Raw genomic sequence first — 25,192 nt, forward strand, 5'->3', positions numbered from 1 at the left:
CCCATGAACCGGCTCGCTCTGCCCCAGAACTTCTCCACCGCCAACCCGCACGCGCTGGCCGTCATCCTGCAGGCAAGCGAGACGCAGGCCATCCTGGCGTCTCGCGACATCTTCGACATCTCCGGCACCAAGCTGTGGGCGCGTGACCAGCCGGTTTCGCAGGCGCTGCAGCGCAAGCTGCTCGACCGCCAGCTTCGCCAGCCGCTCGAAACATGCCTGCGCGCCGAGAACGGCGTGAGCGTGCAGGTGCTGGGCGAAGCGCTTGCGGCCTTGCTCGAACGCAAGACGCTGCTGTCGCCCTTGCTGCGGCCGCACGCCGCCCGGCTCATGGGCGAGGCGCACCAGATCCCCCTGCACCCGGTGGTGCAGTTGCTGCTCACCGCCGGGCGCGCGGCGCGGCCCGAGACCTTCGACCACGCCGTGCAGGCGATGGCGCTGAACGGCGCGCTGGCCGCGGCCCAGGGCGCGGCCGGCCCGGAGCTGCGCGTGGCGATGCTGTGCGGCCTGCTGCACGACCTGGGCGAGATCTACATCGCCCCCGAACACGGCGAGGCCGACGCCGAGCGCTGCCTCGACGTGCCCAGCTACCGCCAGCTCGTCGTGCACCCGCACGTGGGCCAGTTGCTGCTGAGCCAGCTCACCGACTACCCCGCGCCCATTGCGCGCGCCGTGGGCGAACACCACGAACGGCTCGACGGCTCCGGCTACCCGCACTGCCTGGAGCGCGCCGCAATCTCGCCCCTGGGCCGCCAGCTCGCCGTGACCGAGGCGCTGCTCGGCGTGCTACGGGGCGACGGCGCCAGCCTCTCGCGCGCCAGCGTTGCGCTGCGCGTGGTGCCGGGCGAATTCGACCTGCGTTTCGTGGGCGCGCTGGCCGATGCCGTGCGCCACGAGCCGCCGTCACCTGCCGTGATCGCAGCGGAGCAGCTGCGCCTGCGCCTGGCCCTGCTCGACGCCGCGCTGCAGGCCGCGCACGCAAGCATCGTCGCGCTTGCCTCGGCGGCGCAATCGCAGGCCTTGATGGACGCACTCGTGCTGGCGCAGCAGCTGCTGGCGCGCTTGCGCAAGGGCTGGAACGCAAGCGGTCTGTGGGTCAACGATGCCGAGGCCGCTCTGGAGGCCACCGAGGTCGATGCGATCGAGCAAGAGCTGCGTCAGCGCCTGCGCGGCATCCACCGCGCCGTGGTGCTGCACGCGGGCAAGCTCACCGCCGTCGATCTCGACAACCTGAACCTGCTGGGCGAGCAACTGGCGGCCTGACAACACCCGGGACAACGACACCCGGCACAACAACACGCAACGCCGATCGGGCGCGGCAACGATCAAGGCGGGGCGCCCAGGGCGCGCGGCGAGGACTGGACACTACTCGTCGCGCACCCTGGAGCGCCCGGCCTTGACCTCGCTGCGCTGCGTCTTGCCTTCGAGCCGCCGCTTCTTCGAGCCCAGTGTCGGGCGCGTCGCCTTGCGCGGCTTGGGCGGCGTGGCCACGCTGTCGACCAGCGCCTGTAGCCGCTGCAATGCATCCGCACGGTTCGCCTCCTGGCTGCGCGAGGTCTGTGCCTTGATCACCACCACGCCATCGGCGGTGATGCGCTGGTCGCCCAGCGCCAGCAGCCGCGACTTGATCGCCTCGGGCAGCGACGAGCGCGGGACGTCAAAGCGCAGGTGCACCGCGCTCGACACCTTGTTGACGTTCTGCCCGCCCGCGCCCTGGGCACGGATGGCGGTGAACTCCACGTCGTCGGGGTCGACCCGCCAGCCGCTCATTGCGTGCGCGTGGGCACCCGCGGCGCCAGCGCGCACATCAGCTCGTAGCCGACGGTGCCGGCCGCATGTGCCACCTCGTCGATCGGCAGCACGCTGCCGCGCGGGCCGTGGCCCCAGAGCGTGACTTCGCTGCCGAACTGAGCATGCGGCACCGGGCCGAGATCGACGGTGATCATGTCCATCGACACGCGGCCCACCATCTGCGTGCGCACGCCGTCCACCAACACCGGCGTGCCGGTGGTGGCCGAACGCGGGTAGCCGTCGGCATAGCCGCAGGCCGCGATGCCGATTCGCATGGAGCGGTCGGCGGTGAAGCTGCTGCCGTAGCCAACGGTGCCGCCCGCCGCGAGGTCTTGCGTGGCGATCAGGCGCGAGCGCAGCGTCATGGCCGGCTGCAAGCCCCAGTGCGCGCTGCTGTTGAGCGGGAAGTCGGGCGACGAGCCGTACAGCATGATCCCCGGGCGCACCCAGTCGCCGCGGATCTCGGCCTGCTCCGGCGCGTAGCGCAGCGTGGCGGCGCTGTTGCTTAGCGAACGCTCGCCGGGCAGGTCGCGCGTGGCGGCGAGAAAGCTGTCGATCTGGTGCGCGATGCCGCGCGAGGTGCGCGGGTCGCCGTCGGCGTCTGACAGGTGCGTCATCAGCGCGATCTCGTCGACCTGCGTCAGGCCCGAGAGCCGCTGCCACGCATGTCGGAAGGCCGAGGGCGTGAAGCCCAGCCGGTTCATGCCGCTATTCATTTTCAGGAAGACCTTGTGCGGCCAGGTCGTCTTGTGCGTGGCCAGCCAGTCGATCTGCACCTCGCAGTGCACCACGTGCCACAGGCTCAGGCGCGAGCACAACTCCAGGTCGCGCGCCTCGAAGCACCCCTCGAGCAACAGGATCGGCCCGCGCCAGCCCAGCGCGCGCAGGCGCTCGGCTTCGCCCAGGTCGAGCAAGGCAAACCCATCGGCGGCCTGCAGGCCGGGGTAGGCGCGTTCGAGGCCGTGGCCGTAGGCATTGGCCTTGACGACCGCCCAGGCCTTGGCGTCGGGCGCTGCGTCACGCGCGCGTTTCAGGTTGTGAGCCAGGGCCTCGGGGTGGACCAGCGCTTCGATGGGGCGGGGCATGGCGACGATTCTGCCGGATGCGATCCTCGCGCTCGGGCGGGCACTGCCTGCCTTGGCCCGCAACGACCGGCGCATCCGCTCGGCCGCGCGGGGCCTCTCCGGGCTCGTTCATGTAAGCGTCATATTTGTTGCGTGCTATAACCGCCGCCGCAGGCCAGACCGTACCGGCCGCACTCTCGACGGGACCAGACAGCGGCCGAATGAAAAAAGGTTTCTACACCATCATGTCAGCGCAGTTCTTCAGCTCGCTGGCTGACAACGCGCTGTTCGTCGCCGCTGTCGAATTGCTCAAGACCTCGGGTCAACCCGAGTGGCAACGTGCCGCCCTGGTGCCGATGTTCGCGCTCTTCTACGTGATCCTGGCGCCACTCGTCGGGGCCTTTGCCGACGCGGTGCCCAAAGGCAAGGTCATGTTCGTGTCGAACCTGATCAAGGTGTTTGGCTGCCTGCTGATGCTGTTCGGCCTGCACCCGCTGATCTCGTACGCGGTGGTGGGCCTGGGCGCGGCAGCGTATTCGCCGGCCAAGTACGGCATCCTCACCGAGCTGCTGCCCAACTCGCAGCTCGTCAAGGCCAACGGCTGGATCGAGGGGCTGACCATCGGCTCCATCATCCTCGGCGTGTTGCTCGGCGGGCAGCTCGTCGGCCAGACGGTGTCGCGCCTGATGCTGGGCATCGACCTTCCGATGATCGACACCGGCATCGACACCGCGCCCGAAGCCGCCATCGTCTCGCTGATCGCGCTGTACGCGCTGGCGGCGCTGTTCAATCTGAGGATCCCCCGCACCGAAGCGCCGCTGCAGCCCATGAGCGGCGGCGTGGTCACCCTGGTGCGCGACTTTTCCAGCTGCAACGCGCGCCTGTGGGGCGACAAGCTCGGCCAGATCTCGCTCGCCACGACGACGCTGATCTGGGGCGTGTCGGGCAACTTCCGCTACATCGTGCTGGCCTGGGCTGCTGCCGCGCTCGGCTACGGCACGACCAAGGCCTCGGCGCTGGTCGGCGTGGTGGCGATCGGCACCGCCGTGGGCGCGGTGGTGGCATCGATGCGCATGCGCCTGGACCAGGCGCCCAAGGTGATCTCGATGGGCATCGCGATGGGCCTGCTGGTGATAGCGATGAACTTCATCAGCAACGTCTGGACGGCAGCGCCCTTCCTGCTGGTGCTGGGCGCCATCGGGGGCTACATGGTGGTGCCGATGAACGCGCTGCTGCAGCACCGCGGCCACAACCTGATGGGCGCGGGCCGCTCGATCGCGGTGCAAAACTTCAACGAGCAGGCCTGCATCCTGGCGCTCGGTGCGTTCTATACCGGCATGACCAAGTTCGGCCTCTCGGCGTTCACCGCCATCACCGCGTTCGGCCTCGTGGTGGCCGGCACGATGTGGGTCATCGGCCGCTGGCACGCACGCAACTGCGTGGAGCACAAGGACGAGGTCGACCGCCTCCTCGCCCTCGCGCGCAGTGACAAGCATTGAACGCGCAGCGTTCAATGCTTGCGTCGCAGGCTCACTTCGCGCAGCGAAGTTAAGGGCCGACAGGCCCGGCCGAAGACACAAGCACCGGCCCGCGAGATGACTGTCCGATCTCAAACACCACGCAAAGTCTGCTGAATCCTCCCCGCCCACGGCCGGGCCAGCTTTCGATAGCCGCCGCGGGTGAGGTGGATCTCGTTCAGCCAGTCGCCGCTGCGGCCGGTGGCGGTGGCTTCGGCGGCATCGATGGCGATGGCGGCGGTGTCGAAGAAGTGCACGTTCGGGAAGCGCGCGGAATCGGCCGCGAGCCCCGCCAGGGTCACCCCCAGGCGTTGCATGAGCAGGGCCGACAGGCGGGGCCAGTCGTTCGGGTCGATGCCATGGCCCGCCAGCGCGGGTTGCAGCCAGGGGCCGCTGATGCCGGCGCCTGAGGCGCGCGGCGTGGGCAGCGCGTAGCCATGCAGGAACACCGGGCAGCCCGCGGCCGGCCCGCTGTCGCGCAGTGCCACGATGTGGGCGAGGTTGGCCATCAGGTAGCGCTCGAAGGTCTGCCAGCCCTCGTCGCTCAGGTAGCGCGCCGGGCCGTCTGTGGCGGGCCCCCAGTCGGGAGCGGCCAGGATCAGGCGCTGTTCGCGCGGCACGCCGGGGCCGGCGGCCGCGAGGGCATCGATGAGGTCGTTGCCACCGCACGAGAGCAGCAGGCCATCCCAGTGCATGGCCAGGGCGCCGCACAGCAGTTGCTCGAACACCGGGTCGCGGCTCATGTCGGCCATGCGCGCCAGCGTGTCGCCGGGGCTCGCGCAGTTCACCGCGTAGGCGAACTCGTCGAACGCCATCTCCGAGAGCAGGTTGGTGTTCGCGAAGGGGTTGAGGCCGCCGAAGGTGAACCACGAGTCGCCTTCGGCCAGGAATCGGTGGCTCGCAAAGCTCAGGTCGGGCGGGTTGTCCGATGCCAGCTGGGCGGGTGAATAGACAGCCAGGGATTTCATGGGCGCGGCTCCGGTCGAGGGGGTGGAATCAACTTAGGCGGCACCGGGGCGCGCGGCAATCCGACAGATTTGGGATGCGCGGGCCGCGCCCCCGCGACTGCGGGGGCGTGAAGCCCGCCACAATCTGCGGCCACAATCGCCGCCCGTGCTGAACTCCCGTACCTTGTTGCCCGCGCTGGCGTTGATGCTCAACGCCTTCATCTGGGGCGTGTCGTGGTGGCCCTTTCGCCAATTGCAGGCGCATGGCCTGCACCCGCTCTGGACGACCGCGTTCGTGTACCTGGCGGCCGTGCTCGTGATCGCGGTGCTGCGCCCGCGCGCTTTCGGGCAGGTGCTGCGCACGCGCGAGCTGTGGGTGCTGGTGATCGCATCGGGCACGACCAACGCCACCTTCAACTGGGGCGTGTCGATCGGCGACGTGGTGCGCGTGGTGCTGCTGTTCTATCTGATGCCGCTGTGGGCCGCGCTGCTCGCGCGCGTGCTGCTGAAAGAGACGCTCAGCCCGCTGGCCGCCGGCCGCGTGCTGATTGCGTTCATCGGTGCAGCGGTGGTGCTGTGGCCCGAGGGCGGTGCAGGCCTGCCGGTGCCACAGTCGCTGCCCGACTGGCTCGGCGTGATCGGCGGCTTCACCTTCGCGCTCAACAACGTGATGCTGCGGCGCGAGGCGGCCCTGCCCGAAGAGAGCCGAGCGCTGGCCATGTTCATCGGCGGAGTGCTGGTGGCCGGCACGCTGGCGGCCACGCTGGGCGTGCAGGGCGCCGTGCCCTGGCCGCCGCCGCCTTCGTGGACGTGGGTCGCTCTTGCGGGCGCGCTCGCGGTGTTCTTCCTGATCAGCAACATGGCCTTGCAGTACGGCGCCGCGCGCCTGCCGGCCAATGTGTCGTCGGTGGTGATGCTGACCGAGGTGCTGTTCGCCTCGGCGTCGGCCATGTGGCTGGGCGGCGGCACCATGACGCCCGCGCTGGCCTGGGGTGGCGGCTTGATCCTGCTGGCAGCGTTGCTCTCGACGTTGGAGCGGCCCGCGCATTGATGGCGCTGCAGGTCCCCCGGCGTGCGGCCGGGAGTGCGACGTTCATGCAGCCACCGGATCGAGCTGTCGCACCGCGGCCGTGAACTCCGCTTCCATCAGCGGCTTGGTCAGGTAGGCGTCGCAGCCGGCCAGGTCACCGCGCACCCGGTCCATCGCGCCGGTCAGCCCGGTCACGATCACCACGCGCGGCGCGACGCCGCCAGGGTGCTGCCCGCGCTGCTTGATGTGCTGGCAGATCGCGAAGCCGTCGATGCTGCCGGGCGGGCCGAGCACCACGTCGAGGAACACCATCGAAAACGCCTGCGTGGCCAGCCGCTGCATCGCCTGCTCGGCATCGCGCGCCAGGTGCACGCGGTAGCCCAGGCCTTGCAGCCGCACCTGCAGAAAGCGCAGCGCGATGCGGCTGTCGTCGACCACCAGCACGTCTTTCGCGGGGCGCTCTGGGTCGTCGAGCAGGCCGCCCGAGGCGGAGCTGAGCCAGCCGGTGGTGGGCGGCTCGTCGAGGCTGGACAGCCGCTGCTCCACGAGCTGGTCGAGTTCGCGCACGATGTGGGTGGGGGCGATCGGCCGCGCCAGGCAAGCGGCGGCACCGGCCGGGCCTTGCACGCCGATGAAGATGCTGTCTTGCAGGCGGTTGGCGTCGCGCAGGCTGCCGGCCTGAGATTTGTCGTCGGCGTTGGCGATGATGAAGTCGCTCACCGCGGGGCCGTCGCCCTCGACATACGCGGGCGAGCGCTGCTGTGCCAGGCGAAAGATGGAGGCCAGGCCGGCGCGCTCGAAGTCGCTGAAACCTTGCAGCGCGACGGTGTAGCGCTCGACGATGCGCTCGGGTGTGCGCTCATGGGTGCGCTCGGACATGGGGCGGCCGGTGGTGGGTAGAGCCGATGGTTGACCGCCGGGCAGGGCGCGTCAACCCTTCGCTGCGAGGGGTGGAGCGCGGCGCTACAGTGGTCTCCCACATATTTCACAACTCCCGAGGGGCCGCCATGGCGAGCGTGTACGACTTCCAAGCCCAGTCCATCGACGGCAAGCCCGTGCCGCTGGCCACGCTCCAGGGCAAGGTGCTGCTGATCGTCAACACTGCCAGCCAATGCGGCTTCACGCCGCAGTTCGGCGGCCTGGAGAAGCTCTGGAAGGACTACGCCGAGCGCGGCCTGGTGATCGTGGGCTTCCCGAGCAACGAGTTCGGCGGGCAGGACCCCGGCAGCAACGACCAGATCGCCTCCTTCTGCGAGCTCAACTACGGCGTGAGCTTCCCGATGATGGAGAAGGTCAAGGTCAACGGCGCCGACGCCCACCCACTGTGGAAATGGCTCACCGCCGAAGCGCCGGGCTTCCTCGGCACCAAGGCGATCAAGTGGAACTTCACCAAGTTCCTGATCGGCCGCGACGGCCAGGTCGTCACGCGCTACGCGCCGACCGACAAGCCCGAGTCGATTGCGAAGGACATCGAGGCCGCGCTGGCGGCCTGAGCCGGCACGCGCCGATCACGGTCGTCAGGGCGCCATCCACACGCCGCCGTAGACGAGGCGGACGCGTTCCTGCGAGGCCAGGTCGCGCAGCAGTAGGTTGACTGTCTGGCGCGACAGACTCGCCAGCGCGGCGAGGTCGGCCTGCGTAGTCCGGATGAAGCGCCACCCGCGCGCATCCACCGGCCCGGCACGCCCGCTGCGGGCCAGTTGCTCCAGCGCCAGGCTCAGGCGTTCCACCGCTGGCCGGTGACGCGAGGCCTCCAGCATGCGCAGCGCGCCGTGGTGGCGCCGCGCGAATTCGGTCATCAGCGCGCGGGCGAAGCCGGGCACCTGATCCATCAGGTACTCGTACGCGGCTGGCCCGACGGCGAGCACCCGGGATGCGCGCGCGGCCGAGGCCTCGAAAGTCGACGGCTGGCCGCTCGCGAACGACGACAACCCGAACAGCCGGCCCGGTGCTACGCGTTCGACCACCGAGGCGGCGCCGTCCAGGGTGAGAAAGCGCACTTCGATCTCGCCGGCGAGCACGCCGTAGAGCGCCGGCGTGGCCTCGCCCTGGTTGAGCAGCACGGCACCGCGCGCCAGACGCTTCACACTGCACAACGGCAGCAACCCGCGCCAGTGGGCGGCGGTGAGCCGCAACCCCGGGAGACTCGTGGCCAGCAGGGAGGCAATGTCGTCTTGCATGCTCACATTGTCGGATGCCCGACAAATGCAGGGCGTGCGCCGGACTACGCTTGGCGCCATGCACACCGACACCCTTGATCGACTGGCACAGCGCTTTCGCCATTTCGCCGACGTCGAATGCCCCGAGGAACCTGTGTATGCGGCCCTGTGCCGCATCGTCGCGGCCGACCCGGCGCTGCTCGGCTTGCTCGATGGCGTGAGCGACGAGCAGCAGCGCCCCAACCTCTGGCTGGCCGCCGTGCACGAGAAGCTGCTCGCCGGCTCGGCGCACCCTTTGGCGCGGTACTTCCCGAGTGCCGGTGGAACGAGGCCGCCCGACGCGGCCTTGGCCGACTGCGTGCAAGACTTCGTGGCAACTCACGCGCTCGCCTTGCATGCGCGCATGCAGACCCAGACCACGCAGACCAACGAGATCGGCCGCTGCGCCGTGCTCTGGCCGGCCCTGCATGAGATTGCGCGGCGCAGCGGCAAGGCACGGCTGGCCTTGCTCGACCTGGGCTGCAGCGCCGGCCTGAACCTGGGGGTCGATGGCTACCGCTATCAACTCGGTGAAGCGGCATGGGGCACCGAGGCCCGCCCGGGTGTGCCGGTGATCGCCTGCCGGCTTCTGGGGCCGCGCCAGCCGGTGCCGGCGGCCGGCGTGCAGGTCGCCCAGCGCAGCGGGATCGACCCCGCGCCGATCGACATTGACGACGCCGCCGCCATCGGCTGGCTGCGCGCCTGCCTGTGGCCGAGCGACCGCGAGCGCGCGAGCCGGTTCGAGCAAGCGGTGGGGCTGATGCGGCAGTGGCGATGGCCGGTTCATCGCGTGGCCGACTGCACGGCGCATGTCGCCGAGTGGCTGCGCAGCGTGCCGGCCGATACGCAGCCCGTGGTCTTCAACAGCTGGGTGCTCACCTACTTCGAGCCGCCCGCCCTGGCGCGCCACGTCGAGACACTGACACGCCTGGTGCAGGACACCGGCGCCATGTGGCTGTCGGCGGAGGGCCCGGCGCTGCGCATCGGGCCGCTCGAGGTGCCGCCACCGCTCGACGCATCGACCCGGCAGGCGACCCTGTGGACGCTGTGCTCGCGTGGTGCCGCGCAACCCCGATTCGAGTTGCTCGCGCGTTCGCACGCGCATGGCCGCTGGCTGGAGTGGCTGGCGGGATAATCGCCGCTCCTCAGGAGCCCACCATGTTCGAGCACGTCGACGCCTACGCTGGCGACCCCATCCTCACACTCAACGAATCCTTCGGCAAGGACCCGCGGCCGAACAAAATCAACCTCAGCATCGGCATCTACTTCGACGACGCCGGCAACCTGCCGGTGATGGGCGCGGTGAAGGCCGCCGAGAGCGCCATGCTGCAGACCATCGGCGCGCGGCCCTACCAGCCGATGGAAGGCGCGGCCAACTACCGCCAGGCGGTGCAGCAGCTGCTCTTCGGTGCCGACCACGAGGCCGTGAAGAGCGGGCGCATCGCCACGCTCCAGACGCTCGGCGGCTCGGGCGGGCTGAAGGTCGGCGGTGATTTCCTGAAGCGCTACTTTCCGAACAGCAACGTGTGGGTCAGCGACCCCACCTGGGACAACCACCGCGCCATGTTCGAAGGTGCCGGGTTCACCGTCAGCACCTACCCTTACTACGACGCGAAGACCGGCGGCGTGAAGTTCCCCGAGATGCTGGCAGCGCTCAAGGCCCTGCCCGAACAGAGCATCGTGCTGCTGCATGCCTGCTGCCACAACCCGACCGGCGTGGACCTGACGGCCGCGCAATGGCAAGAGCTGATCCCGGTGATCCAGCAACGCAAGCTGATCCCGTATGTCGACATCGCCTACCAGGGCTTCGGTGACGGCATCGCCGAAGACGCCTTCGCCATCCGCGCGCTGGCCGAGGCCGGCGTGAGCTTCTTCTGCGCCAGCAGCTTCTCCAAGAGCTTCTCGCTCTACGGCGAGCGCTGCGGCGGCCTCTCGGTGGTGTGCCCGAACAAGGCCGAGGCCGATCTGGTGCTCGGCCAGATGAAGGCCACCGTGCGCAAGAACTACAGCAGCCCGCCCACCCACGGCGGCCAGATCGTCGCGCGCGTACTGCAGACGCCCGCGCTCTACGACCAGTGGGCGAGCGAACTGAACGCGATGCGCGTGCGCATCCAGGCGATGCGCCAGAAGCTGCATGCGGTGCTCAGTGCCAAGCTACCGGGCCGCGACTTCAACTACTTCCTCACGCAGCGCGGCATGTTCAGCTACACCGGCCTCACGGCCGAGCAGGTCGACCGCCTGCGCGAAGAGCACGCGGTGTATCTCGTGCGCTCGGGCCGCATGTGCGTGGCGGGGTTGAACTCGTCGAACGTCGAGGCCACGGCGGTGGCGATGGCGGCGGTGCTGGCACCTTAGCCGACCGCGCCCCCGGTCAGCCGGCAGGCGGCGGCATGGCACTCAGGTAGTCGACGACATCGGGGTGCTGCATGAACACCTCGAAGCTGTGCATCTGGGTCAGGCGGCCGTCCTTCATGAACAGGTAGCGGTCGCAGATTTCACCGATGCGCTCGATGTGCCACGGCTCGGAAGGGTGCGCCGAAAACAGCACCAAGCCACCTTCGCTGCGCATCCGCCGAAACCGCTCGAACATCAGCTCGCCATACGGTCGTTCAAGTGGTGGCTCGTCGAAGATGTGGACGAGGGCTCCTCCTTCGGGTGCAGGCTCGCGCAACAGGTTTCTGAAGCCTTCGCGCAGAAGCAGCAGAAGCTCACGGGGCCGCAGCACCAAAGGCTCGAATCGCCCGGCTTGCGGGTCGGCCAGGTGAGGCTGGCGGCGGTGGTGCACGAGTTTGTAGCGCTGCTCGCGGCGGATCGCGTCTATGCCTTGGCCACGCACCTGCACCTGGCCCTGCGTGGGGTCGATGCGCCCTGCCATCAAGTCCATCAGGGTGGATTTGCCCGAGCCGTTGGGGCCGAAGAGACCGACCACCTCGGCCTTGTGAAACGCCAGATCGGCACGCAGCTCGTGTTGAACGATGCGCCGTGTGATGTGCCGTCGAACCACCTTCTTCAGTTCCAGGAGCGGGGCACGTGGCGCGTCGGCCGGGGCGCTCTCCGGGGCGTTGGCGCGCGCGGCGGTCATGTTTCCTCCTGAGTCGATGGGCGGCATCGTGGCGCCAAGCCGGCAGCGTGTCGATTACCTCACAGGTAAGGCGCTGAGCATCTGCGTTGTGTCTAGGATGGCCGGATGAATCCCTCCACCACCATCACCGCCACTCGGCCGGCCACTGGGCCGCGCCATTTCGGCGAGCACCTCAGGGCGTGGCGTTTGCAGCGCCGCTGGACGCAGCTCGATCTGGCTGCACGCGCCGAGGTGTCGGCCCGGCACCTGAGCTTCGTCGAGACCGGCCGTGCCGCGCCGAGCCGTGAAATGGTGTTGCGCCTGTCGCAGTGTCTGCAGGTGCCGCTGCGCGAGCGCAACCAGTGGCTCGCGGCGGCTGGCTTTGCACCGCTGTACCGCGAGCGCTCGCTAGAGAGCGAGGATCTGGCTGCCGCCCGGCAGGCCATGCAACGGCTGATGACGGCGCACGAGCCGTTCCCGGCGCTCGCCATCGATCGGCACTGGAACATCGTCGCGGCCAACGCCGCAGCGACCGTCATCCTGGGGGGAGTGGGCGAGCTGCCGGAGGGCCTGCGGCTCAACGTCATCCACGAGACCCACCACCCGGCAGGGCTGGCCTCGCGCATCGTCAACCGGCAGCAGCTGCGGGCCCTCCATGCAGAGCGCCTGCGCCAACAGATCGACGCGAGCGCCGACCCGGTGCTGGTCGGGCTGCTGGCGGAATTGCTGGCCTATCCCGAGCCGGCCGCCGATACGGTGGCGGCACCGGTGGCCACCGAGCATTCGGGTGTGGCCGCGCCGTTTCAGATCCGGAGTTCGCAGGGCGTACTCAGCTTCTTCACGGCGACCACCCTCTTCGGCTGGCTGGCCGACATCACGCTCTCCGAGCTGTCGATGGAGATCTTCCTGCCGGCGGATGCCTTCACCGCCGAGGCAGTGCCCAAGCTGATGAACGAAGCGGAAAGCGCCGCTCCCAGTGGTGCGCCGTGAGCAGCCAGCCGTGGCAGACGTAGCCAGCCGAGCCTGGCAAGCGCGCTGGCTCGGTTGAACGGGTCACGTGAAGTCTGCCGTGATGACGCAGCCTCAGGGCTGCCAGCGCCGCGCCTGGTTCTTGCCCGACTTCTTGCCGAGGTACATCGCGGCATCGGCGCGGGTGAACAAGGTGGCGGCATCGGTGCCGTCGTCGGGCGCCAGGGCGTAGCCCAGCGTCATGCTGATCTCGCAGTGGTGCGTGCCGAGCTGGTAGGGCCGGCGCAGGTGGCCGAGCAGCTTGTGCGCGAGGGCGTCGGCCTGTTCCGGCTGGGTGAGGCCCACGGTCAGGATCACGAACTCGTCGCCACCCAGCCGGGCCACCGTGTCTTCGCTGCGCGTGGCCGTTTGCAGGCGGCGCGCCGTGGCCACCAGCAGCTCATCACCTACATGGTGGCCGTGGTGGTCGTTGATGGCCTTGAAGCCATCGAGGTCGAGCATGTAGACGGCCACCAGTGTGTCGGGGGCACGCTGCTGCAAGGCGGCCTTGATCTGCGCGTTCAGGCCCCGGCGGTTGCTCAGCCCGGTGAGCGGGTCGGTCTGCGCGAGCGAGCGGAAGGTGTCGCGCTCGCGCGTGGCGCTCTGGGCGGTGGCATGCATGGCCTGCGTGCCCAGGCTCAGCACTCGCAGGTAGAACAGCATGTCGATGGTGGCGCCGAACTCGAAGGAGTGCAGCGTCCAGAAGGTCACCGGCAACTGGCCGTTGATGACCCCGATCAGGGTGGCGGTGGTCACCGCGTAGATGCCCCAGGCGAGCAGGAAGCCCCAGCCGATCGGGTCGCGCTGGCGTGCGCGAGAGAGCGCCCCCGGGAGGCCCAGAACGGCCGGCAGCGGCCCCAGCACGCTGACGATCGCGCTGATCGTGCGCGTGTCGATCACGTCGGCCAGGTAGGCCACGGCCAGCAGCGCGCACAGCACGGCGCCGCCGATCATCAGGCTGGTGAACGCGCGGCCCGTGTAGCCGGCGCGGGTGTGCAGCACCGCCCCGGCGACGCGTGCGGGCATCGGTCGCGTGAGCGCGTGCTCGATGAAGAGGAAGGAGCCGCACAGCGCCATCAGCGACAAGAAGCCACCGGCATGCTGGTCGACCCAGGGCATGTCGCGCCACAGGTACTGCGCGCCCAGCCCGAACAGGAACACCGAGAACAGCGTGCTGCTGCCCACCAGCAGGGCGTACTTGAGCGACAGCGTCTCGCGCAGGGTGAGCCAGCGGCCCAGGCTGTAGATCAGCAAGGCCAGGCCCAGGCCGGCGAGCACGCCCTGCAGGGTTTGCTCGGCAAGCGCGCGTTCGTGGAAGGCGGGCAAGGTGTTGATCGTGATCGGCAGGATCATCGCCCCCTGCGTCTGGACCCGCAGGTACAGCTCGGCCGAGCGGCCGGGCTCGAGGTCGAAGCCCAGGGCATGCGACCGGCTGCCCAGCGGGCGGCTGGAGTACGGCACATGGTTGCCGAGCCGGGCCTGGCGCACCACCATGCCGTGCTCGACCAGGTAGACGTCGACCTGCTGGAGCGCGGGGTAGTCGATGTCGAGCACCCAGCGCGGCGGCGCGCCGGGCGTGCTCTCGATCGGGATGCGCAGCCACGCGGGGTGCTGGCGCACGCCCAGCGTTTCGTGGGCCGAGGGCGGGGCCACGAAGCGCTCGCGGTGCGTGAGCACGTCGTCGAGCGTGAGGTCTGCGGCGCCCTCGGTGATCAGTGTGACGGCCGGCCACACATGCACGCTGCGGCTGGTGTCGTCCAGGCGCAAAGGCTCCGCCGCTGCCACGGCGGGCAGCAGCATCGAAAGCAACCAGGCAACGAGCCAAGCCGCAAAGGAGAACGGTCGGGCTCGACCCGGGCGACTCACAGTGGGAGGGATATGCAGAGAGAAGACGACGTTGGCAACGTTTGCGACGTACGCGACACCGCACGCGCGGCGCGCCCGGCCATTGTGCGGCCGAGGTGTGCGCTGCGCACGCAATCCCCCTCGTGCACGCCGCATTGCAGCGTCGATAATTGCCGGTTTCCACCAGGCGGCACGCCAGCCCTGCGCCGCACCCCCATGTCAGACCTCACGCCCCAGGTGCGCCGCCGCCGCACGTTCGCCATCATTTCCCACCCCGACGCGGGCAAGACCACGCTCACCGAGAAGCTGCTGCTGTTCTCGGGCGCGATCCAGATCGCCGGCAGCGTGAAGGCGCGCAAGGCCTCGCGCCACGCCACGTCGGACTGGATGGAGATCGAGAAGCAGCGCGGCATCTCGGTGGCATCGAGCGTGATGCAGATGGAGTACCGCGATTGCGTCATCAACCTGCTCGACACCCCGGGCCACCAGGACTTCTCCGAAGACACCTACCGCGTGCTCACCGCCGTGGACGCCGCGCTGATGGTGATCGACGCCGCCAACGGCGTGGAGCCGCAGACGCGGCGGCTCTTGCAGGTCTGCCGCGCGCGCAACACGCCCATCCTCACCTTCGTCAACAAGATGGACCGCGAGGTGCAGGAGCCGCTCACGCTGATGGACGAGATCGAGCGCGAGCTGGGCATGGGCGTCGTGCCCTTCACCTGGCCGGTGGGCATGGGCAAGCAGTTCCACGGCGTGATGGATCTGCGCGAAGAGCAGATGCGCGTGTTCAGCCCCGGCGAAGACCGCAAGGGTGCCGACGACGAGATCCTGGCCGGGCTGGACAACCCGGTCTACGCCGAGCGATTCGGCATGCAGTACGAGAACGCCAAGAACGAGATCGAGCTCGTGCAAGAGGCCGCACCGCAGTTCGACGAAGAGGCCTTTCTTGCCGGCCACCAGACGCCGATGTTCTTCGGCTCGGCGGTCAACAACTTCGGCGTGCGTGAGGTGCTCGACGCGCTGGTCGACCTGGCCCCCCCGCCGGCCGAGCGCGCGGCCATCCAGCGCGTGGTGCAGCCCGACGAGAAGAAGTTCACCGGCGTGGTCTTCAAGATCCAGGCCAACATGGACCCGGCGCACCGCGACCGCATCGCCTTCGTGCGCGTGGCCTCGGGCCGCTTCGAGCGTGGCATGACCCTGAAGGTGGTGCGCTCGGGCAAGACCTTGCGGCCGAACACCGTGGTCACCTTCATGAGCCAGAAGCGCGAGCTGCTGGACGAGGCCTTTGCCGGCGACATCATCGGCATCCCCAACCACGGCGTGCTGCAGCTGGGCGACACCATCACCGAAGGCGAGGCCCTGCAGTTCACCGGCCTGCCCTTCTTCGCGCCGGAAATGTTCAGAAGCGTCGAAGTGGCCGACCCGCTCAAGACCAAGCAGCTGCGCGCCGGGCTCACGCAGTTGGGCGAAGAAGGCGCGATCCAGGTCTTCCGCCCGGTGGCTGGCAGCGTGCTGCTGCTCGGTGCCGTCGGCCAGCTGCAGTTCGAGGTGGTGGCGCACCGCCTGGAGCACGAGTACGGCGTCAAGGCGCGCATCATGCCGGCGCGCTACAACGTGGCGCGCTGGGTGACGTGTGACGAGGCCGATGGCGGCGAGCGCGAACTCAAGCGCTTCATCGACGCCAACGATCACCGCGTGGCGCTGGATGCCGTCAACGCCGCCTGCGTGCTGCTCGAATACGCCGGCGAACTGCGCGCCATGCAAGAGAACTGGCCCAAGATCAAGTTCCACGCGCTGCGTGAGCATGCGGGGCTGGTGTTCCAGAAGCAGCTCGAAGGCTGAGCGCCGCGCTTCCGGACGCCGCTCGCGCCGCAGGTCGGTCGCTCGGCGGCGCATCGCACGGGCTTCGTCGGATGGACTTGCCGCACGGCGCGAGAACGCGGCACAGTCGGGGCTTCGTCCACTGCACGCCAGCCACGCCATGCTCGCCAGCTCGTTCGTCGCCTTCCTGCACTTCGTGTTCGCGTTCGGCATCGCGGCCACGCTCGTCTTCGAGTGGCTGACTTTCAGCCGCACGCCCACCTTGCGCGAGGCGCAACGCATCGCGCTGGCCGACCGCTGGTATGGCGCCTTCGCGGGCGGCCTGCTTGCGGTTGGTTTCCTGCGCGCGGTGTACTTCGAGAAGGGCTGGGCGTTCTATGCCGGTACGCCTTTCTTCCACCTGAAGCTGACCCTCTTCATCGTCATCGGCCTGCTGTCGATCTACCCGACCATGGTCTTCCTGCGTTGGGGCAAGGGGCTGAAAGCGGGCCAGGCGCCTGCAGTGAGCGAGCAGCAGTACACGCGCATCTCGCGCCTGCTCGGTGCGCAGATCCTGCTGCTGGTGCCGCTGGTGTTGTCGGCCTCGTTGATGGCCAAGGGCCTGCGCTTCTGATGCGCGGGTGTGTTCGCGGCGTGACGCAGCGCCGCCTCGCGGGGGGCTCTTCGGCCTCGCCCTAGACTGCGCGCATGGCCACCACCGCGACTGCTCCCTCCCGCCTTTCGCTCTACCTCGCCCTCATCCGCTGGGACCGCCCGGCCGGCAGCTACCTGCTGCTGTGGCCCACGCTGTCGGCCCTGTGGATCGCGGCTGGCGGCTTCCCGGGCTGGCACCTGTTGATCGTCTTCGTGGCTGGCACCTTTCTGATGCGCAGTGCCGGCTGCGCGGCGAACGACGTGGCCGACCGCGATTTCGACAAGCACGTGAAGCGCACCGCCGAGCGGCCGGTGACGAGTGGTGCCGTCAGCGTGAAAGAAGCGCTGCTGCTCGGCGCGGCACTGGCCTTCGTGGCCTTCCTGCTGGTACTCACCACCAATGCCGTGACGATTGCGTGGAGCGTTGCGGCACTTGCCGTGAGCATCTTCTACCCCTTCACCAAGCGCTTCTTCTCGATGCCGCAGGCGGTGCTCGGCGTGGCGTTCAGCTTCGGCATCCCGATGGCGTTTGCGGCGGTGCGTGGCGAGGTGCCCGCGCTGGCCTGGGCGCTGCTGCTCGGCAACCTGTTCTGGGTACTCGCCTACGACACCGAGTACGCGATGGTGGACCGCGACGACGACCTGAAGATCGGCATCCGCACCTCGGCCATCACGCTGGGCCGCTTTGACGTCGCCGGCGTGATGTGCTTCTACGCCGCCTTCGTCGCGATCTGGGCGGCGGTGGGCGTGCACCTGGCCATGGGCTGGCCGTACCACGCCGGGTTGGCGGTGGCTGCCGGCATCGCGTTGTGGCACTACACGCTGATCCGTGGTCGCACGCGCGAGGGCTGCTTTCGGGCTTTCCGGCTCAACCACTGGGTGGGCTTCGCGGTCTTCGCGGGCGTGGTGGCGCAGGGGCTGTTGAAGGGGTCGTCGAGCGCCTGATCGGCGGCGCGGCCCGGGGGCCGTGCACAAACGCGGCGCTTGTGTGCAATCCGTCGCGGGCGCGGCGTGCGGTAGTTGGCATCGTGCGCGGGGGTGGGGCGCAGATGCTGAACGCGCGGTCGAAAATCCGGCCATGTCCGCCACGTCTCCGGTCACGCGCGCGCCTGCCCTCGTCGAGCAGATCGACGGCGCCAACGTGGCGCGGCACAGCGGCCAGTCGTACTGGCTCGCGCTGACGCGTGTGGCCGTCGTCGCCTGCGTGGTGCACTTCGGTTTCGGCGCGCTCTTCTACGCGCTGGATGCGCCGCTGATGGTGTGGGCCAACCTCGGCAGCATCTGCCTCTACACGATCGCGCACCAGCTGCTTCGCCGCCGCCGCAATCTGACGGCCATGGCGGTGATGTGGTCCGAGGTGATGCTGCACGCCGTGGCCGCTACCGTGGGGGTGGGCTGGGAGAGCGGCTTTCACTACTACATGCTGCTGGTGATGCCGATGGTGTTCATCAGCCCGGGCCGCGTGCTGCGCCGCAAGATCATGCTCGGGGCACTGCTGGGCGTGTTCTACATCGCGCTCGACATGTATGCGCATCGCCATCAGCCGCTGCACGCGGTGGCGCCGGCGGCGCTGTCAATGCTGCGCGGCTTCAACATCGCCACCACGCTGGCCTTGCTGGGATTTCTCGCGCACGTGTACCTGGGTGCGGTGCGCCGCGCCGAGGGCCGCTTGCGCGACCTGGCGTCGACCGATGCGCTCACCGGCCTGGCCAACCGGCGCCGCCTGCTGCAGGTGGCCCAGGCGCAACTAGGTCGTCGCCGGCGCGACGGCACGCCCATCAGTTTCATCCTTGGTGACATCGACCACTTCAAGGCCATCAACGACCGACTGGGCCATGACGTCGGCGACCGCGCACTCGTGCGTGCGGCGCGGGCCCTGCTGAGTGCCACGCGCGAAAGCGACACCGCCGGCCGCTGGGGCGGCGAGGAGTTTCTCGTCGTGCTGCCCGACACCGATCTCGACTCGGCCTTGAAGGTGGCCGAGCGCGTGCGCCTGGCGGTGCAGCAGATCACGCTCGCGCCCCTGCTCCCGCCGATGAGCATCACGCTGGGCGTGAGCAGCCTGCGCGACGGCGAATCACTCGAAGAGGCGATCTCGCGCGCCGATGCCGCGATGTACCGCGGCAAGATGGACGGGCGCAACCGCTGCGTGGCTGAGGTTCCAGCGACGTCGCACTGCCGATGACCTGATAGCGCGCGCGAAGCAACGCGCTCCATCAAGCAACGCCAGCGGAACCGGCTTTGCCGGGCCGCCAGGCGGCGCCCCCCCGGGGGCAGGAGCGCAGCGACTGGGGGGCCTACGGATAAAGCCCGCGCTCCTCGCGTGCGATCAGGATGCGCTCGCACGCCACCGCGAAGGTCGCGGTGCGCAGCGTGATCTTGTGCTTGTCGGCGGTGTCCCAGATGTTGCGCAGCGCATCGACCATGATCTTGTCGAGCCGCACGTTGATCTCGTCCTCGCTCCAGAAGAAGCTGGAGAAATCCTGCACCCACTCGAAGTAGCTCACCGTCACGCCGCCGGCATTGCAGATCACGTCGGGTACGACCAGGATGCCGCGCTCGCGCAGCACGTCGTCGGCTTCGGGCAGCGTGGGGCCGTTGGCGCCTTCGAGCACCAGCCTGGCCTTGATGCGTTTGGCGCGCTCCACGGTGATCTGGCCTTCGAGCGCCGCCGGGATCAGGATGTCGCAGTCGGTGCTCCAGAATTCTTCGCTGTCGGCGCGCTCGGCCGCCTTGTAGTTGGCGATGCCGCCATCGCGCTTGAGCACGGCCATGGTGTCGGCCATGTCGAAACCCTTGGGGTTGATGAGCGTGCCGGTGTGGTCCTGCACCGCCACCAGCGTGGCGCCTGAACCCACGAACAGTTCAGCGGCCGAGCTGCCCACGTTGCCCATGCCTTGCACGGCGATGCGCGCGCCGTTGAGGTTGAGGCCGATCCGCCGCGCGGCCTCGCGGCCGGTGACGAACACGCCGCGGCCGGTGGCCTTCACGCGGCCGAGCGAGCCGCCCAGGTGCAATGGCTTGCCGGTGACGACGCCGGTCGCGGTGGAGCCGGTGTTCATCGAGTACGTGTCCATCATCCAGGCCATGATCTGGCCGTTGGTGTTCACGTCGGGCGCGGGGATGTCGCGCTGCGGGCCGATGATGATCCCGATCTCGCTGGTGTAGCGCCGCGTCATGCGCTCCAGCTCCTTGTTCGAGAGTGTCTTGGGCTCACAGCGGATGCCGCCCTTGGCGCCGCCGTAGGGCAGGTTGACGGCAGCGCACTTGACCGTCATCCAGGCGCTGAGGGCCATCACCTCTTCGAGCGTGACATCGGGGTGGTAGCGCACGCCGCCCTTGCCGGGGCCGCGCGACAGGTTGTGCTGCACCCGAAAGCCCTCGAAGTGCGCCACGCTGCCGTCGTCCATCTCGATCGGCACGTCGACGATCAGTGCGCGCTTGGGGCGCTTCAGGGTCTCGGCCCATCGCCCGAGGTGGCCCAGATAGGGCACCACGCGATCCACCTGCGAGAGGTAGGTTTGCCAGGGGCTGTCAGGGCTGTGCTGAACGTAGGACAGGGCGGTCATGAAGGCAGTCTCCGTGAGTGGTGAGGTGCATGCATGCGTGGCGCACGGCGCACTCGTGACGCGCCGGCCCGCATCGGCCCGACTGTAGGCCGCGGCCTGCGGCTTGGGGTGGGTTTTTCATGCCGCTTGCGCATGGGCCGGGGCATGGCCCGCGGTGTGAGCGGGCGGCGCCGAAGGTCGGCAACCGAGACCGTCAGCGTCCGAACTCGTCGCCCAGTTCGCCCGCGCGGCGCTGGGCGGCCTTGAGCGCCTTCACGATCGCGGCCTTCACGCCGCTGCCTTCCATCGAGGTCAGTGCCGCATAGGTGGTGCCGCCCTTGGAGGTGACGCGCTCGCGCAGCACGGCCGGCGTCTCCGGCGACGCCTGCGCCAACGCGGCCGCCCCCGAGAAGGTGGCGAGCGCGAGCTGCTTGCCCTGCTCGGCCGTCAGCCCCATCTCCTCGGCGGCCTGCGTCATGGCTTCGACGAAGTAGAAGACGTAGGCCGGGCCCGAGCCCGAGAGCGCCGTCACCGCATCGAGGTCGGCCTCGGCATCGACCCACATCGTGCGGCCGGTGGGCGCCATCAGTTTCTCGATCTCCTTGCGCTCGGTAGCGGTCACCGACTCGCCCGCGAACAGACCCGCGATGCCCTGGCCGATCAGCGCCGGCGTGTTGGGCATCGATCGCACGATGCGCGGCGTGTTCAACGCCTTTGCCATGTCGCCACTGCGTATGCCCGCCATCACGCTGAAGTGCAGTGCCTGCCCGATATGCGGCAGGTTGGCCGCGGCCGCCTCCTTGAAGCTCTGCGGCTTGATCGCCCACACCACGATGCCCGCGCGTTGCAGCACCGAGCCGGGCGCCTCCAGCGTGATGACCTTCAACTCGCGCTGCAACCGCGAGCGCTGCTCTGCATTGGGCTCCAGCACCAGGATGTCGCCCGGCGCGCGCCCGCTCTTGAGCAAGCCGCCGATGATGGCGCTGGCCATGTTGCCGCCGCCGATGAATGCAATCGTGTTCATGTGGGTTCTTCAGACTGGACCAGAGGTGAGAAGGATAGTCGCGCTGGCGAAGGAGTCTTGCTGCCGGGAGGGCTGCGGCGCCGGTTGGAACCCTGTTGCCGTGTCGGTTGCGGTTGCGCGGCGATCATGAGCACAAACGTTTGCCGGAGGTCCGCGATGCATCTTGAAGGCTCTTGTCACTGCGGCGCCGTGCGCTTCAGCCTGCAGGCGGACAGCCCGCAACCATTCATGCATTGCCACTGCTCGATCTGCCGCAAGACGGCCGGCGGCGGGGGCTACGCCATCAATCTGGGCGGCGATGCCACGACGCTGCGCGTGTCGGGGCAAGGGCACGTGTCGATTTACCACGCCGTGCTGCGTGAGCCGGGCAAGCGGTCGAGGCGCTCCAAGGCGGGCCGGCATTTCTGCAAACTCTGCGGCAGCGCGCTCTGGCTCTGGGACCCGCGCTGGCCGAGCCTGGTGCACCCGCATGCGTCGGCCATCGACACGCCCCTGCCCAAGCCAGCCGAGGTCGTCGAGGCGGCGCTCGAATGGGTGGCGCCGTGGGTCGAAGTGCCCGCAGGCCGCGGCCACGTCCACAGCAGAAGCTGGCCTGCGGAGTCGCTGGCCGACTGGCACAAGCGGCACGGTGTCTACAGCGCCTAGTTCTTCAACCCCACCAGCAGCGCTGCGTTGCCACCGGCCGCCGCGGTGTTGATCGTCAACACCTGCTCGGCACAGAAACGGTAGAGGTAGTGCGGCCCGCCCGCCTTGGGGCCGGTGCCGCTCAAGCCTTCGCCACCGAAAGGTTGCACGCCGACCACCGCGCCGATCATGTTGCGGTTGACGTAGACGTTGCCGATGCGCGCCGCGTGCGCGAGGCGCAGCGCGCGGCTGTCAATGCGGGTCTGCAGCCCGAGCGTGAGGCCGTAGCCGAGTGCGTTGATCTGCGCGACCACGGCGTCGGGTTCGCCGCTCCAGCGCACCACATGCAGCACGGGGCCGAAGATCTCCTGCTTAACGTTGGCCACCTGCGGCAGCTCGAAGGCGATCGGGGCGATCAGGCGCGGCACGGCATGGCCGGGCGGGGCTTCGCCGATCAGGCGCGCCTCTCGGCGCAACCGGTTGATGTGGTGCGTGATGTTCTCGTAGGCCTCGTCGTCGATCACCGGCCCCACATCGGTGGCGAGCAGCGAAGGGTTGCCGACCGCCAGCTCCTGGAGTGCGCCGCGGATCATCTCGATCACGCCGTCGGCCACGCTCTCGTGCACGCACAGCAGGCGCAGCGCCGAGCAGCGCTGGCCGGCAGAGCGAAAGGCGCTCTGCACGACCGCGTCGACCACTTGTTCGGGCAGCGCGGTGCTGTCGACCACCATCGCGTTGATGCCGCCGGTCTCGGCGATCAGCGGGACGATGGGGCCCTCCTTCGCGGCGAGCGCGCGATTGATGTGCCGGGCCACGGCGGTGGATCCGGTGAAGCACACGCCAGCGGTGTGCGGGTCGGCCACCAGCGCGGCGCCGATGGTCTCGCCGGGGCCGTGCAGCAACGCCAGCGCATCGGCGGGCACGCCGGCTTCAAACAGCAGGGCGACGAAGCGTTGCGCGACCGCAGGCGTCTGCTCGGCCGGCTTGGCCGCCACAGTGTTGCCGGCCACGAGCGCGGCGACCACCTGGCCCGCGAAGATGGCGAGCGGGAAGTTCCATGGGCTGATGCACACGAACACGCCCCGCCCGTGCAGCTTCAACTCGTTGCTCTCGCCGGTGGGGCCGGGCAGTGCCTGCGGGGCGAGGCGCTCCTCGGCCACGTGCGCGTAGTAGCGGCAGAAGTCGACCGCCTCGCGCACTTCGGCGATGCAGTCGCCGAGCGTCTTGTGCGCTTCTTTCACCAGCAACGCGCAGAACTCGGGCAGGCGCGCTTCGAGCGCGTCCGCTGCGCGATTCAGGGCGGTGGCGCGGTCCGCCAGGGGCGTGTCGTTCCAGCGTGAGAAGCCGGCGTGCAGGCGTGCCATGGTGGGGCCGACCTCGCGGATCGGCGTCAGGGGCACCGCGGCCACGCTCGCCTCAGCCAGGGCCTGTTCGAGCGGCGTGCGCTGATCCAGGCAGGCGAGGTCCACGCCTTTGGAGTTGGCGCGCTCCGAGCCGTAGAGCGCGATCGGGTGTGGCAGCGCGGCGAATGGAGCAGGCGACAGGGGCGAGGCGAGCAGCGTGTCGATGTCGACTTCTTCGTCGGTGAGTTGATGCACGAACGATGAATTGGCGCCGTTTTCCAGCAGCCGGCGCACCAGGTAGGCGAGCAGGTCGCGGTGTTCGCCCACGGGTGCGTACACGCGCACCGGCACGCCGGGGTGGCGCTTCATCACCTCGCGGTAGACACCTTCTCCCATGCCGTGAAGGCGCTGCATCTCGAAGGCCGCGCCCTGCTGCTGCGCCATCTGCAGGATGGCCGCGATGGTGCCGGCGTTGTGCGTCGCGAACTGGGGGTAGATCACGTCGGCGTGCGAGATCAGCGCCTGCGCGCAGGCCAGGTACGAGATGTCGGTGTGGTGCTTGTGCGTGAACACCGGGTAGCCGGCCAGGCCGAGTTCCTGCGCGCGCTTGATCTCGCCATCCCAGTACGCACCCTTCACCAGCCGCACCATGAAGCGCAGCTTGTGCTGGCGTGCGATGCGCGCAACCTCGTGCACCACACGCAGCGCGCGCGTCTGGTAGGCCTGCACGGCCAGGCCGAAGCCTCGCCACAGCGGGTGATGCGCCGCCACGCGGGCGGCCAGCGCGTCGAACACGTCGAGGGACAGTTCGAGCCGTTCGCTTTCTTCGGCGTCGATGGTGAGGTTGATGTTGGCTCGCGCGGCGCGCTTGATGAGTTGCCACACGCGAGGAAGCAGCTCATCGAACACGCGCTCGCGCTGCGCGTCTTCGTAGCGCGAGAAGAGGGCGCTGAACTTGATCGAGATGCCATCGGCGGACGTCGGGTCGGCCGCGGTGCGGCCACCGGCGATGGCGTCGATGGCGTGCAGGTAGGCATCCAGGTAGCGCTGCGCATCGGCGTCAGTGCGCGCGCCTTCGCCCAGCATGTCGTAGCTGAATCGCAGACCAGTCTGGTCGGCGCGGGCGGAGTGGGCCTCCCTTTGCGCCTCGTGGATGGATCGGCCGAGCACGAACTGGCGGCCGAGCAATTGAATCGCGCGCACGGTGGCAGCCACCACGGTCTGCGCGCCCAGGCGCTTGATGAGGCCGCTCTCGCCCTGCGCGTCGGGCAAGAACTTCTTCGACATCGCGATCGCGCTGGCCGACAGCGAGGCCAGCATCTTGTGCGGCCCGTGCGCCTCGCCGTCGAAGCTGGCCTTGCCGAGTTGATCGGCAGTGAGCGCAATGGCCGTTTCGGTGTCGGGCACGCGCAGCAGCGCTTCGGCCAGGCGCATCAGCGCCAGGCCCTCGGCGCTGGAGATCGGGTACTCGTGCAGCAGCGACTCCATGGCCCAGAACGGCGCCGGCTTGTCGCGCACGGCCTGAACCCAGGGCGCGGCCGCCGTGACCACGCCGGGCCATGCCAGCGCATGTGACAGGCCGGGCAGCATCGCGGCGAGGACTGCGGTCTCAACGCGATAGGGCGAAGGCAGGCGGGCGTGGGGCGGCGAGGGCGGGCGCATGGCGGCAGGCGGTGGTTGAATGTCTCGCCACGATATGCCGCTTAGGTGTGCAGATTTATCTAATCAATCGACAAGATGC

The 25,192-nt window shown here is 69.1% G+C and carries 22 protein-coding genes; 12 read left to right on the forward strand and 10 right to left on the reverse strand.

Features of this window, described 5'->3' with window-relative positions; all coding sequences use genetic code 11:
- The first annotated feature begins 3 nt into the window (after window positions 1-3).
- The gene (locus AC1KAR_RS11115; protein ID WP_480317431.1) at window positions 4-1,260 is read left to right on the forward strand and encodes an HD-GYP domain-containing protein; all 1,257 of its coding nucleotides are present in this window, start codon (window positions 4-6) and stop codon (window positions 1,258-1,260) included.
- Window positions 1,261-1,362: 102 nt separating this feature from the next.
- On the opposite strand, the gene arfB is transcribed toward AC1KAR_RS11115, so the two are convergent.
- Both arfB and alr read right to left on the reverse strand, forming a co-directional pair.
- A complete protein-coding gene (gene arfB, locus AC1KAR_RS11120; protein WP_480317433.1) occupies window positions 1,363-1,767 on the reverse strand; it encodes an alternative ribosome rescue aminoacyl-tRNA hydrolase ArfB in 405 nt (134 codons plus the stop codon).
- Entirely contained in the window at window positions 1,764-2,873 is a 1,110-nt protein-coding gene (gene alr / locus AC1KAR_RS11125) for an alanine racemase (protein WP_480317435.1), read from the reverse strand. Before alr ends, arfB begins: the two co-directional genes overlap by 4 nt.
- Before the next feature lie 200 nt (window positions 2,874-3,073).
- Here alr and lplT point away from each other — a divergent pair, with 200 nt between their 5' ends.
- A complete protein-coding gene (gene lplT, locus AC1KAR_RS11130; RefSeq protein WP_480317437.1) occupies window positions 3,074-4,351 on the forward strand; it encodes a lysophospholipid transporter LplT in 1,278 nt (425 codons plus the stop codon).
- 110 nt (window positions 4,352-4,461) lie between these two features.
- Here lplT and AC1KAR_RS11135 read toward each other — a convergent pair whose 3' ends face one another.
- Window positions 4,462-5,337 (reverse strand): hypothetical protein, encoded by an 876-nt coding sequence (locus AC1KAR_RS11135; RefSeq protein WP_480317439.1) that lies wholly within the window; start codon window positions 5,335-5,337, stop codon window positions 4,462-4,464.
- Between the two features lie 145 nt (window positions 5,338-5,482).
- On the opposite strand from AC1KAR_RS11135, the gene AC1KAR_RS11140 reads away from it, so the two are divergent.
- On the forward strand, window positions 5,483-6,367 hold the full coding sequence (locus AC1KAR_RS11140) for a DMT family transporter (RefSeq protein WP_480317441.1): 885 nt from the start codon (window positions 5,483-5,485) through the stop codon (window positions 6,365-6,367).
- A gap of 42 nt (window positions 6,368-6,409) precedes the next feature.
- Here AC1KAR_RS11140 and AC1KAR_RS11145 read toward each other — a convergent pair whose 3' ends face one another.
- Complete coding sequence (locus AC1KAR_RS11145) at window positions 6,410-7,225, reverse strand: response regulator (RefSeq protein WP_480317443.1); 816 nt, start codon at window positions 7,223-7,225, stop codon at window positions 6,410-6,412.
- A gap of 128 nt (window positions 7,226-7,353) precedes the next feature.
- Between AC1KAR_RS11145 and AC1KAR_RS11150 the strand changes: the two genes are divergently transcribed.
- Window positions 7,354-7,839 (forward strand): glutathione peroxidase, encoded by a 486-nt coding sequence (locus AC1KAR_RS11150; RefSeq protein WP_480317445.1) that lies wholly within the window; start codon window positions 7,354-7,356, stop codon window positions 7,837-7,839.
- A gap of 24 nt (window positions 7,840-7,863) precedes the next feature.
- On the opposite strand, the gene AC1KAR_RS11155 is transcribed toward AC1KAR_RS11150, so the two are convergent.
- The gene (locus tag AC1KAR_RS11155; RefSeq protein ID WP_480317447.1) at window positions 7,864-8,526 is read right to left on the reverse strand and encodes a Crp/Fnr family transcriptional regulator; all 663 of its coding nucleotides are present in this window, start codon (window positions 8,524-8,526) and stop codon (window positions 7,864-7,866) included.
- Between the two features lie 58 nt (window positions 8,527-8,584).
- Here AC1KAR_RS11155 and AC1KAR_RS11160 point away from each other — a divergent pair, with 58 nt between their 5' ends.
- Complete coding sequence (locus AC1KAR_RS11160; RefSeq protein ID WP_480317449.1) at window positions 8,585-9,679, forward strand: DUF2332 domain-containing protein; 1,095 nt, start codon at window positions 8,585-8,587, stop codon at window positions 9,677-9,679.
- Window positions 9,680-9,702: 23 nt separating this feature from the next.
- A complete protein-coding gene (locus AC1KAR_RS11165) occupies window positions 9,703-10,899 on the forward strand; it encodes an amino acid aminotransferase (protein ID WP_480317451.1) in 1,197 nt (398 codons plus the stop codon).
- 16 nt (window positions 10,900-10,915) lie between these two features.
- On the opposite strand, the gene AC1KAR_RS11170 is transcribed toward AC1KAR_RS11165, so the two are convergent.
- Window positions 10,916-11,626 carry an ATP-binding cassette domain-containing protein gene (locus AC1KAR_RS11170; protein ID WP_480317454.1) on the reverse strand — a complete coding sequence of 237 codons (711 nt, stop codon included), beginning with the start codon at window positions 11,624-11,626 and terminating at the stop codon, window positions 10,916-10,918.
- 105 nt (window positions 11,627-11,731) lie between these two features.
- Between AC1KAR_RS11170 and AC1KAR_RS11175 the strand changes: the two genes are divergently transcribed.
- Window positions 11,732-12,595, forward strand: coding sequence for a helix-turn-helix domain-containing protein (locus AC1KAR_RS11175; RefSeq protein WP_480317456.1), 864 nt, complete (start codon window positions 11,732-11,734; stop codon window positions 12,593-12,595).
- Between the two features lie 93 nt (window positions 12,596-12,688).
- Here the strand turns inward: AC1KAR_RS11175 and AC1KAR_RS11180 are convergent, their stop codons facing one another.
- Window positions 12,689-14,413, reverse strand: a complete 1,725-nt coding sequence (locus tag AC1KAR_RS11180) for a diguanylate cyclase domain-containing protein (protein WP_480317458.1) — start codon at window positions 14,411-14,413, stop codon at window positions 12,689-12,691.
- 261 nt (window positions 14,414-14,674) lie between these two features.
- Between AC1KAR_RS11180 and AC1KAR_RS11185 the strand changes: the two genes are divergently transcribed.
- The 4 genes from AC1KAR_RS11185 to AC1KAR_RS11200 all read left to right on the forward strand — a co-directional run bounded on the left by AC1KAR_RS11185 (window position 14,675) and on the right by AC1KAR_RS11200 (window position 19,097).
- Window positions 14,675-16,300, forward strand: coding sequence for a peptide chain release factor 3 (locus tag AC1KAR_RS11185; RefSeq protein ID WP_480317460.1), 1,626 nt, complete (start codon window positions 14,675-14,677; stop codon window positions 16,298-16,300).
- Between the two features lie 139 nt (window positions 16,301-16,439).
- On the forward strand, window positions 16,440-16,892 hold the full coding sequence (locus AC1KAR_RS11190; RefSeq protein ID WP_480317462.1) for a DUF2214 family protein: 453 nt from the start codon (window positions 16,440-16,442) through the stop codon (window positions 16,890-16,892).
- A gap of 74 nt (window positions 16,893-16,966) precedes the next feature.
- Complete coding sequence (gene ubiA, locus AC1KAR_RS11195; RefSeq protein ID WP_480317464.1) at window positions 16,967-17,857, forward strand: 4-hydroxybenzoate octaprenyltransferase; 891 nt, start codon at window positions 16,967-16,969, stop codon at window positions 17,855-17,857.
- Between the two features lie 133 nt (window positions 17,858-17,990).
- A complete protein-coding gene (locus AC1KAR_RS11200; protein ID WP_480317466.1) occupies window positions 17,991-19,097 on the forward strand; it encodes a GGDEF domain-containing protein in 1,107 nt (368 codons plus the stop codon).
- A 112-nt stretch (window positions 19,098-19,209) separates the two neighbouring features.
- Here AC1KAR_RS11200 and AC1KAR_RS11205 read toward each other — a convergent pair whose 3' ends face one another.
- Both AC1KAR_RS11205 and proC read right to left on the reverse strand, forming a co-directional pair.
- Window positions 19,210-20,481 carry a Glu/Leu/Phe/Val family dehydrogenase gene (locus AC1KAR_RS11205; RefSeq protein WP_480317468.1) on the reverse strand — a complete coding sequence of 424 codons (1,272 nt, stop codon included), beginning with the start codon at window positions 20,479-20,481 and terminating at the stop codon, window positions 19,210-19,212.
- Between the two features lie 193 nt (window positions 20,482-20,674).
- Window positions 20,675-21,484 carry a pyrroline-5-carboxylate reductase gene (gene proC / locus AC1KAR_RS11210; protein ID WP_480317470.1) on the reverse strand — a complete coding sequence of 270 codons (810 nt, stop codon included), beginning with the start codon at window positions 21,482-21,484 and terminating at the stop codon, window positions 20,675-20,677.
- 156 nt (window positions 21,485-21,640) lie between these two features.
- Here proC and AC1KAR_RS11215 point away from each other — a divergent pair, with 156 nt between their 5' ends.
- The gene (locus AC1KAR_RS11215; RefSeq protein ID WP_480317472.1) at window positions 21,641-22,129 is read left to right on the forward strand and encodes a GFA family protein; all 489 of its coding nucleotides are present in this window, start codon (window positions 21,641-21,643) and stop codon (window positions 22,127-22,129) included.
- Here AC1KAR_RS11215 and AC1KAR_RS11220 read toward each other — a convergent pair.
- Complete coding sequence (locus AC1KAR_RS11220; RefSeq protein WP_480317474.1) at window positions 22,126-25,113, reverse strand: L-glutamate gamma-semialdehyde dehydrogenase; 2,988 nt, start codon at window positions 25,111-25,113, stop codon at window positions 22,126-22,128. The two genes, AC1KAR_RS11215 and AC1KAR_RS11220, sit on opposite strands and share 4 nt — an antisense overlap.
- Window positions 25,114-25,192: the final 79 nt, after the last annotated feature.

Source organism: Piscinibacter sp. PDB1-1 (genome assembly GCF_056675995.1).

Excerpts from the sequence above, each read along its gene's own strand:
- AC1KAR_RS11160 (WP_480317449.1), top strand. The coding sequence starts at position 8,585 with ATGCACACCGACACCCTTGATCGACTGGCACAGCGCTTTCGCCATTTC.
- AC1KAR_RS11165 (WP_480317451.1), top strand. The coding sequence starts at position 9,703 with ATGTTCGAGCACGTCGACGCCTACGCTGGCGACCCCATCCTCACACTC.
- AC1KAR_RS11135 (WP_480317439.1), bottom strand. The coding sequence starts at position 5,337 with ATGAAATCCCTGGCTGTCTATTCACCCGCCCAGCTGGCATCGGACAAC.
- alr (WP_480317435.1), bottom strand. The coding sequence starts at position 2,873 with ATGCCCCGCCCCATCGAAGCGCTGGTCCACCCCGAGGCCCTGGCTCAC.
- AC1KAR_RS11175 (WP_480317456.1), top strand. The coding sequence starts at position 11,732 with ATGAATCCCTCCACCACCATCACCGCCACTCGGCCGGCCACTGGGCCG.
- ubiA (WP_480317464.1), top strand. The coding sequence starts at position 16,967 with ATGGCCACCACCGCGACTGCTCCCTCCCGCCTTTCGCTCTACCTCGCC.
- AC1KAR_RS11145 (WP_480317443.1), bottom strand. The coding sequence starts at position 7,225 with ATGTCCGAGCGCACCCATGAGCGCACACCCGAGCGCATCGTCGAGCGC.
- AC1KAR_RS11150 (WP_480317445.1), top strand. The coding sequence starts at position 7,354 with ATGGCGAGCGTGTACGACTTCCAAGCCCAGTCCATCGACGGCAAGCCC.
- AC1KAR_RS11185 (WP_480317460.1), top strand. The coding sequence starts at position 14,675 with ATGTCAGACCTCACGCCCCAGGTGCGCCGCCGCCGCACGTTCGCCATC.
- AC1KAR_RS11215 (WP_480317472.1), top strand. The coding sequence starts at position 21,641 with ATGCATCTTGAAGGCTCTTGTCACTGCGGCGCCGTGCGCTTCAGCCTG.
- AC1KAR_RS11170 (WP_480317454.1), bottom strand. The coding sequence starts at position 11,626 with ATGACCGCCGCGCGCGCCAACGCCCCGGAGAGCGCCCCGGCCGACGCG.
- AC1KAR_RS11220 (WP_480317474.1), bottom strand. The coding sequence starts at position 25,113 with ATGCGCCCGCCCTCGCCGCCCCACGCCCGCCTGCCTTCGCCCTATCGC.
- arfB (WP_480317433.1), bottom strand. The coding sequence starts at position 1,767 with ATGAGCGGCTGGCGGGTCGACCCCGACGACGTGGAGTTCACCGCCATC.
- proC (WP_480317470.1), bottom strand. The coding sequence starts at position 21,484 with ATGAACACGATTGCATTCATCGGCGGCGGCAACATGGCCAGCGCCATC.
- AC1KAR_RS11115 (WP_480317431.1), top strand. The coding sequence starts at position 4 with ATGAACCGGCTCGCTCTGCCCCAGAACTTCTCCACCGCCAACCCGCAC.
- AC1KAR_RS11200 (WP_480317466.1), top strand. The coding sequence starts at position 17,991 with ATGTCCGCCACGTCTCCGGTCACGCGCGCGCCTGCCCTCGTCGAGCAG.
- AC1KAR_RS11155 (WP_480317447.1), bottom strand. The coding sequence starts at position 8,526 with ATGCAAGACGACATTGCCTCCCTGCTGGCCACGAGTCTCCCGGGGTTG.
- AC1KAR_RS11190 (WP_480317462.1), top strand. The coding sequence starts at position 16,440 with ATGCTCGCCAGCTCGTTCGTCGCCTTCCTGCACTTCGTGTTCGCGTTC.
- lplT (WP_480317437.1), top strand. The coding sequence starts at position 3,074 with ATGAAAAAAGGTTTCTACACCATCATGTCAGCGCAGTTCTTCAGCTCG.
- AC1KAR_RS11205 (WP_480317468.1), bottom strand. The coding sequence starts at position 20,481 with ATGACCGCCCTGTCCTACGTTCAGCACAGCCCTGACAGCCCCTGGCAA.
- AC1KAR_RS11180 (WP_480317458.1), bottom strand. The coding sequence starts at position 14,413 with ATGCTGCTGCCCGCCGTGGCAGCGGCGGAGCCTTTGCGCCTGGACGAC.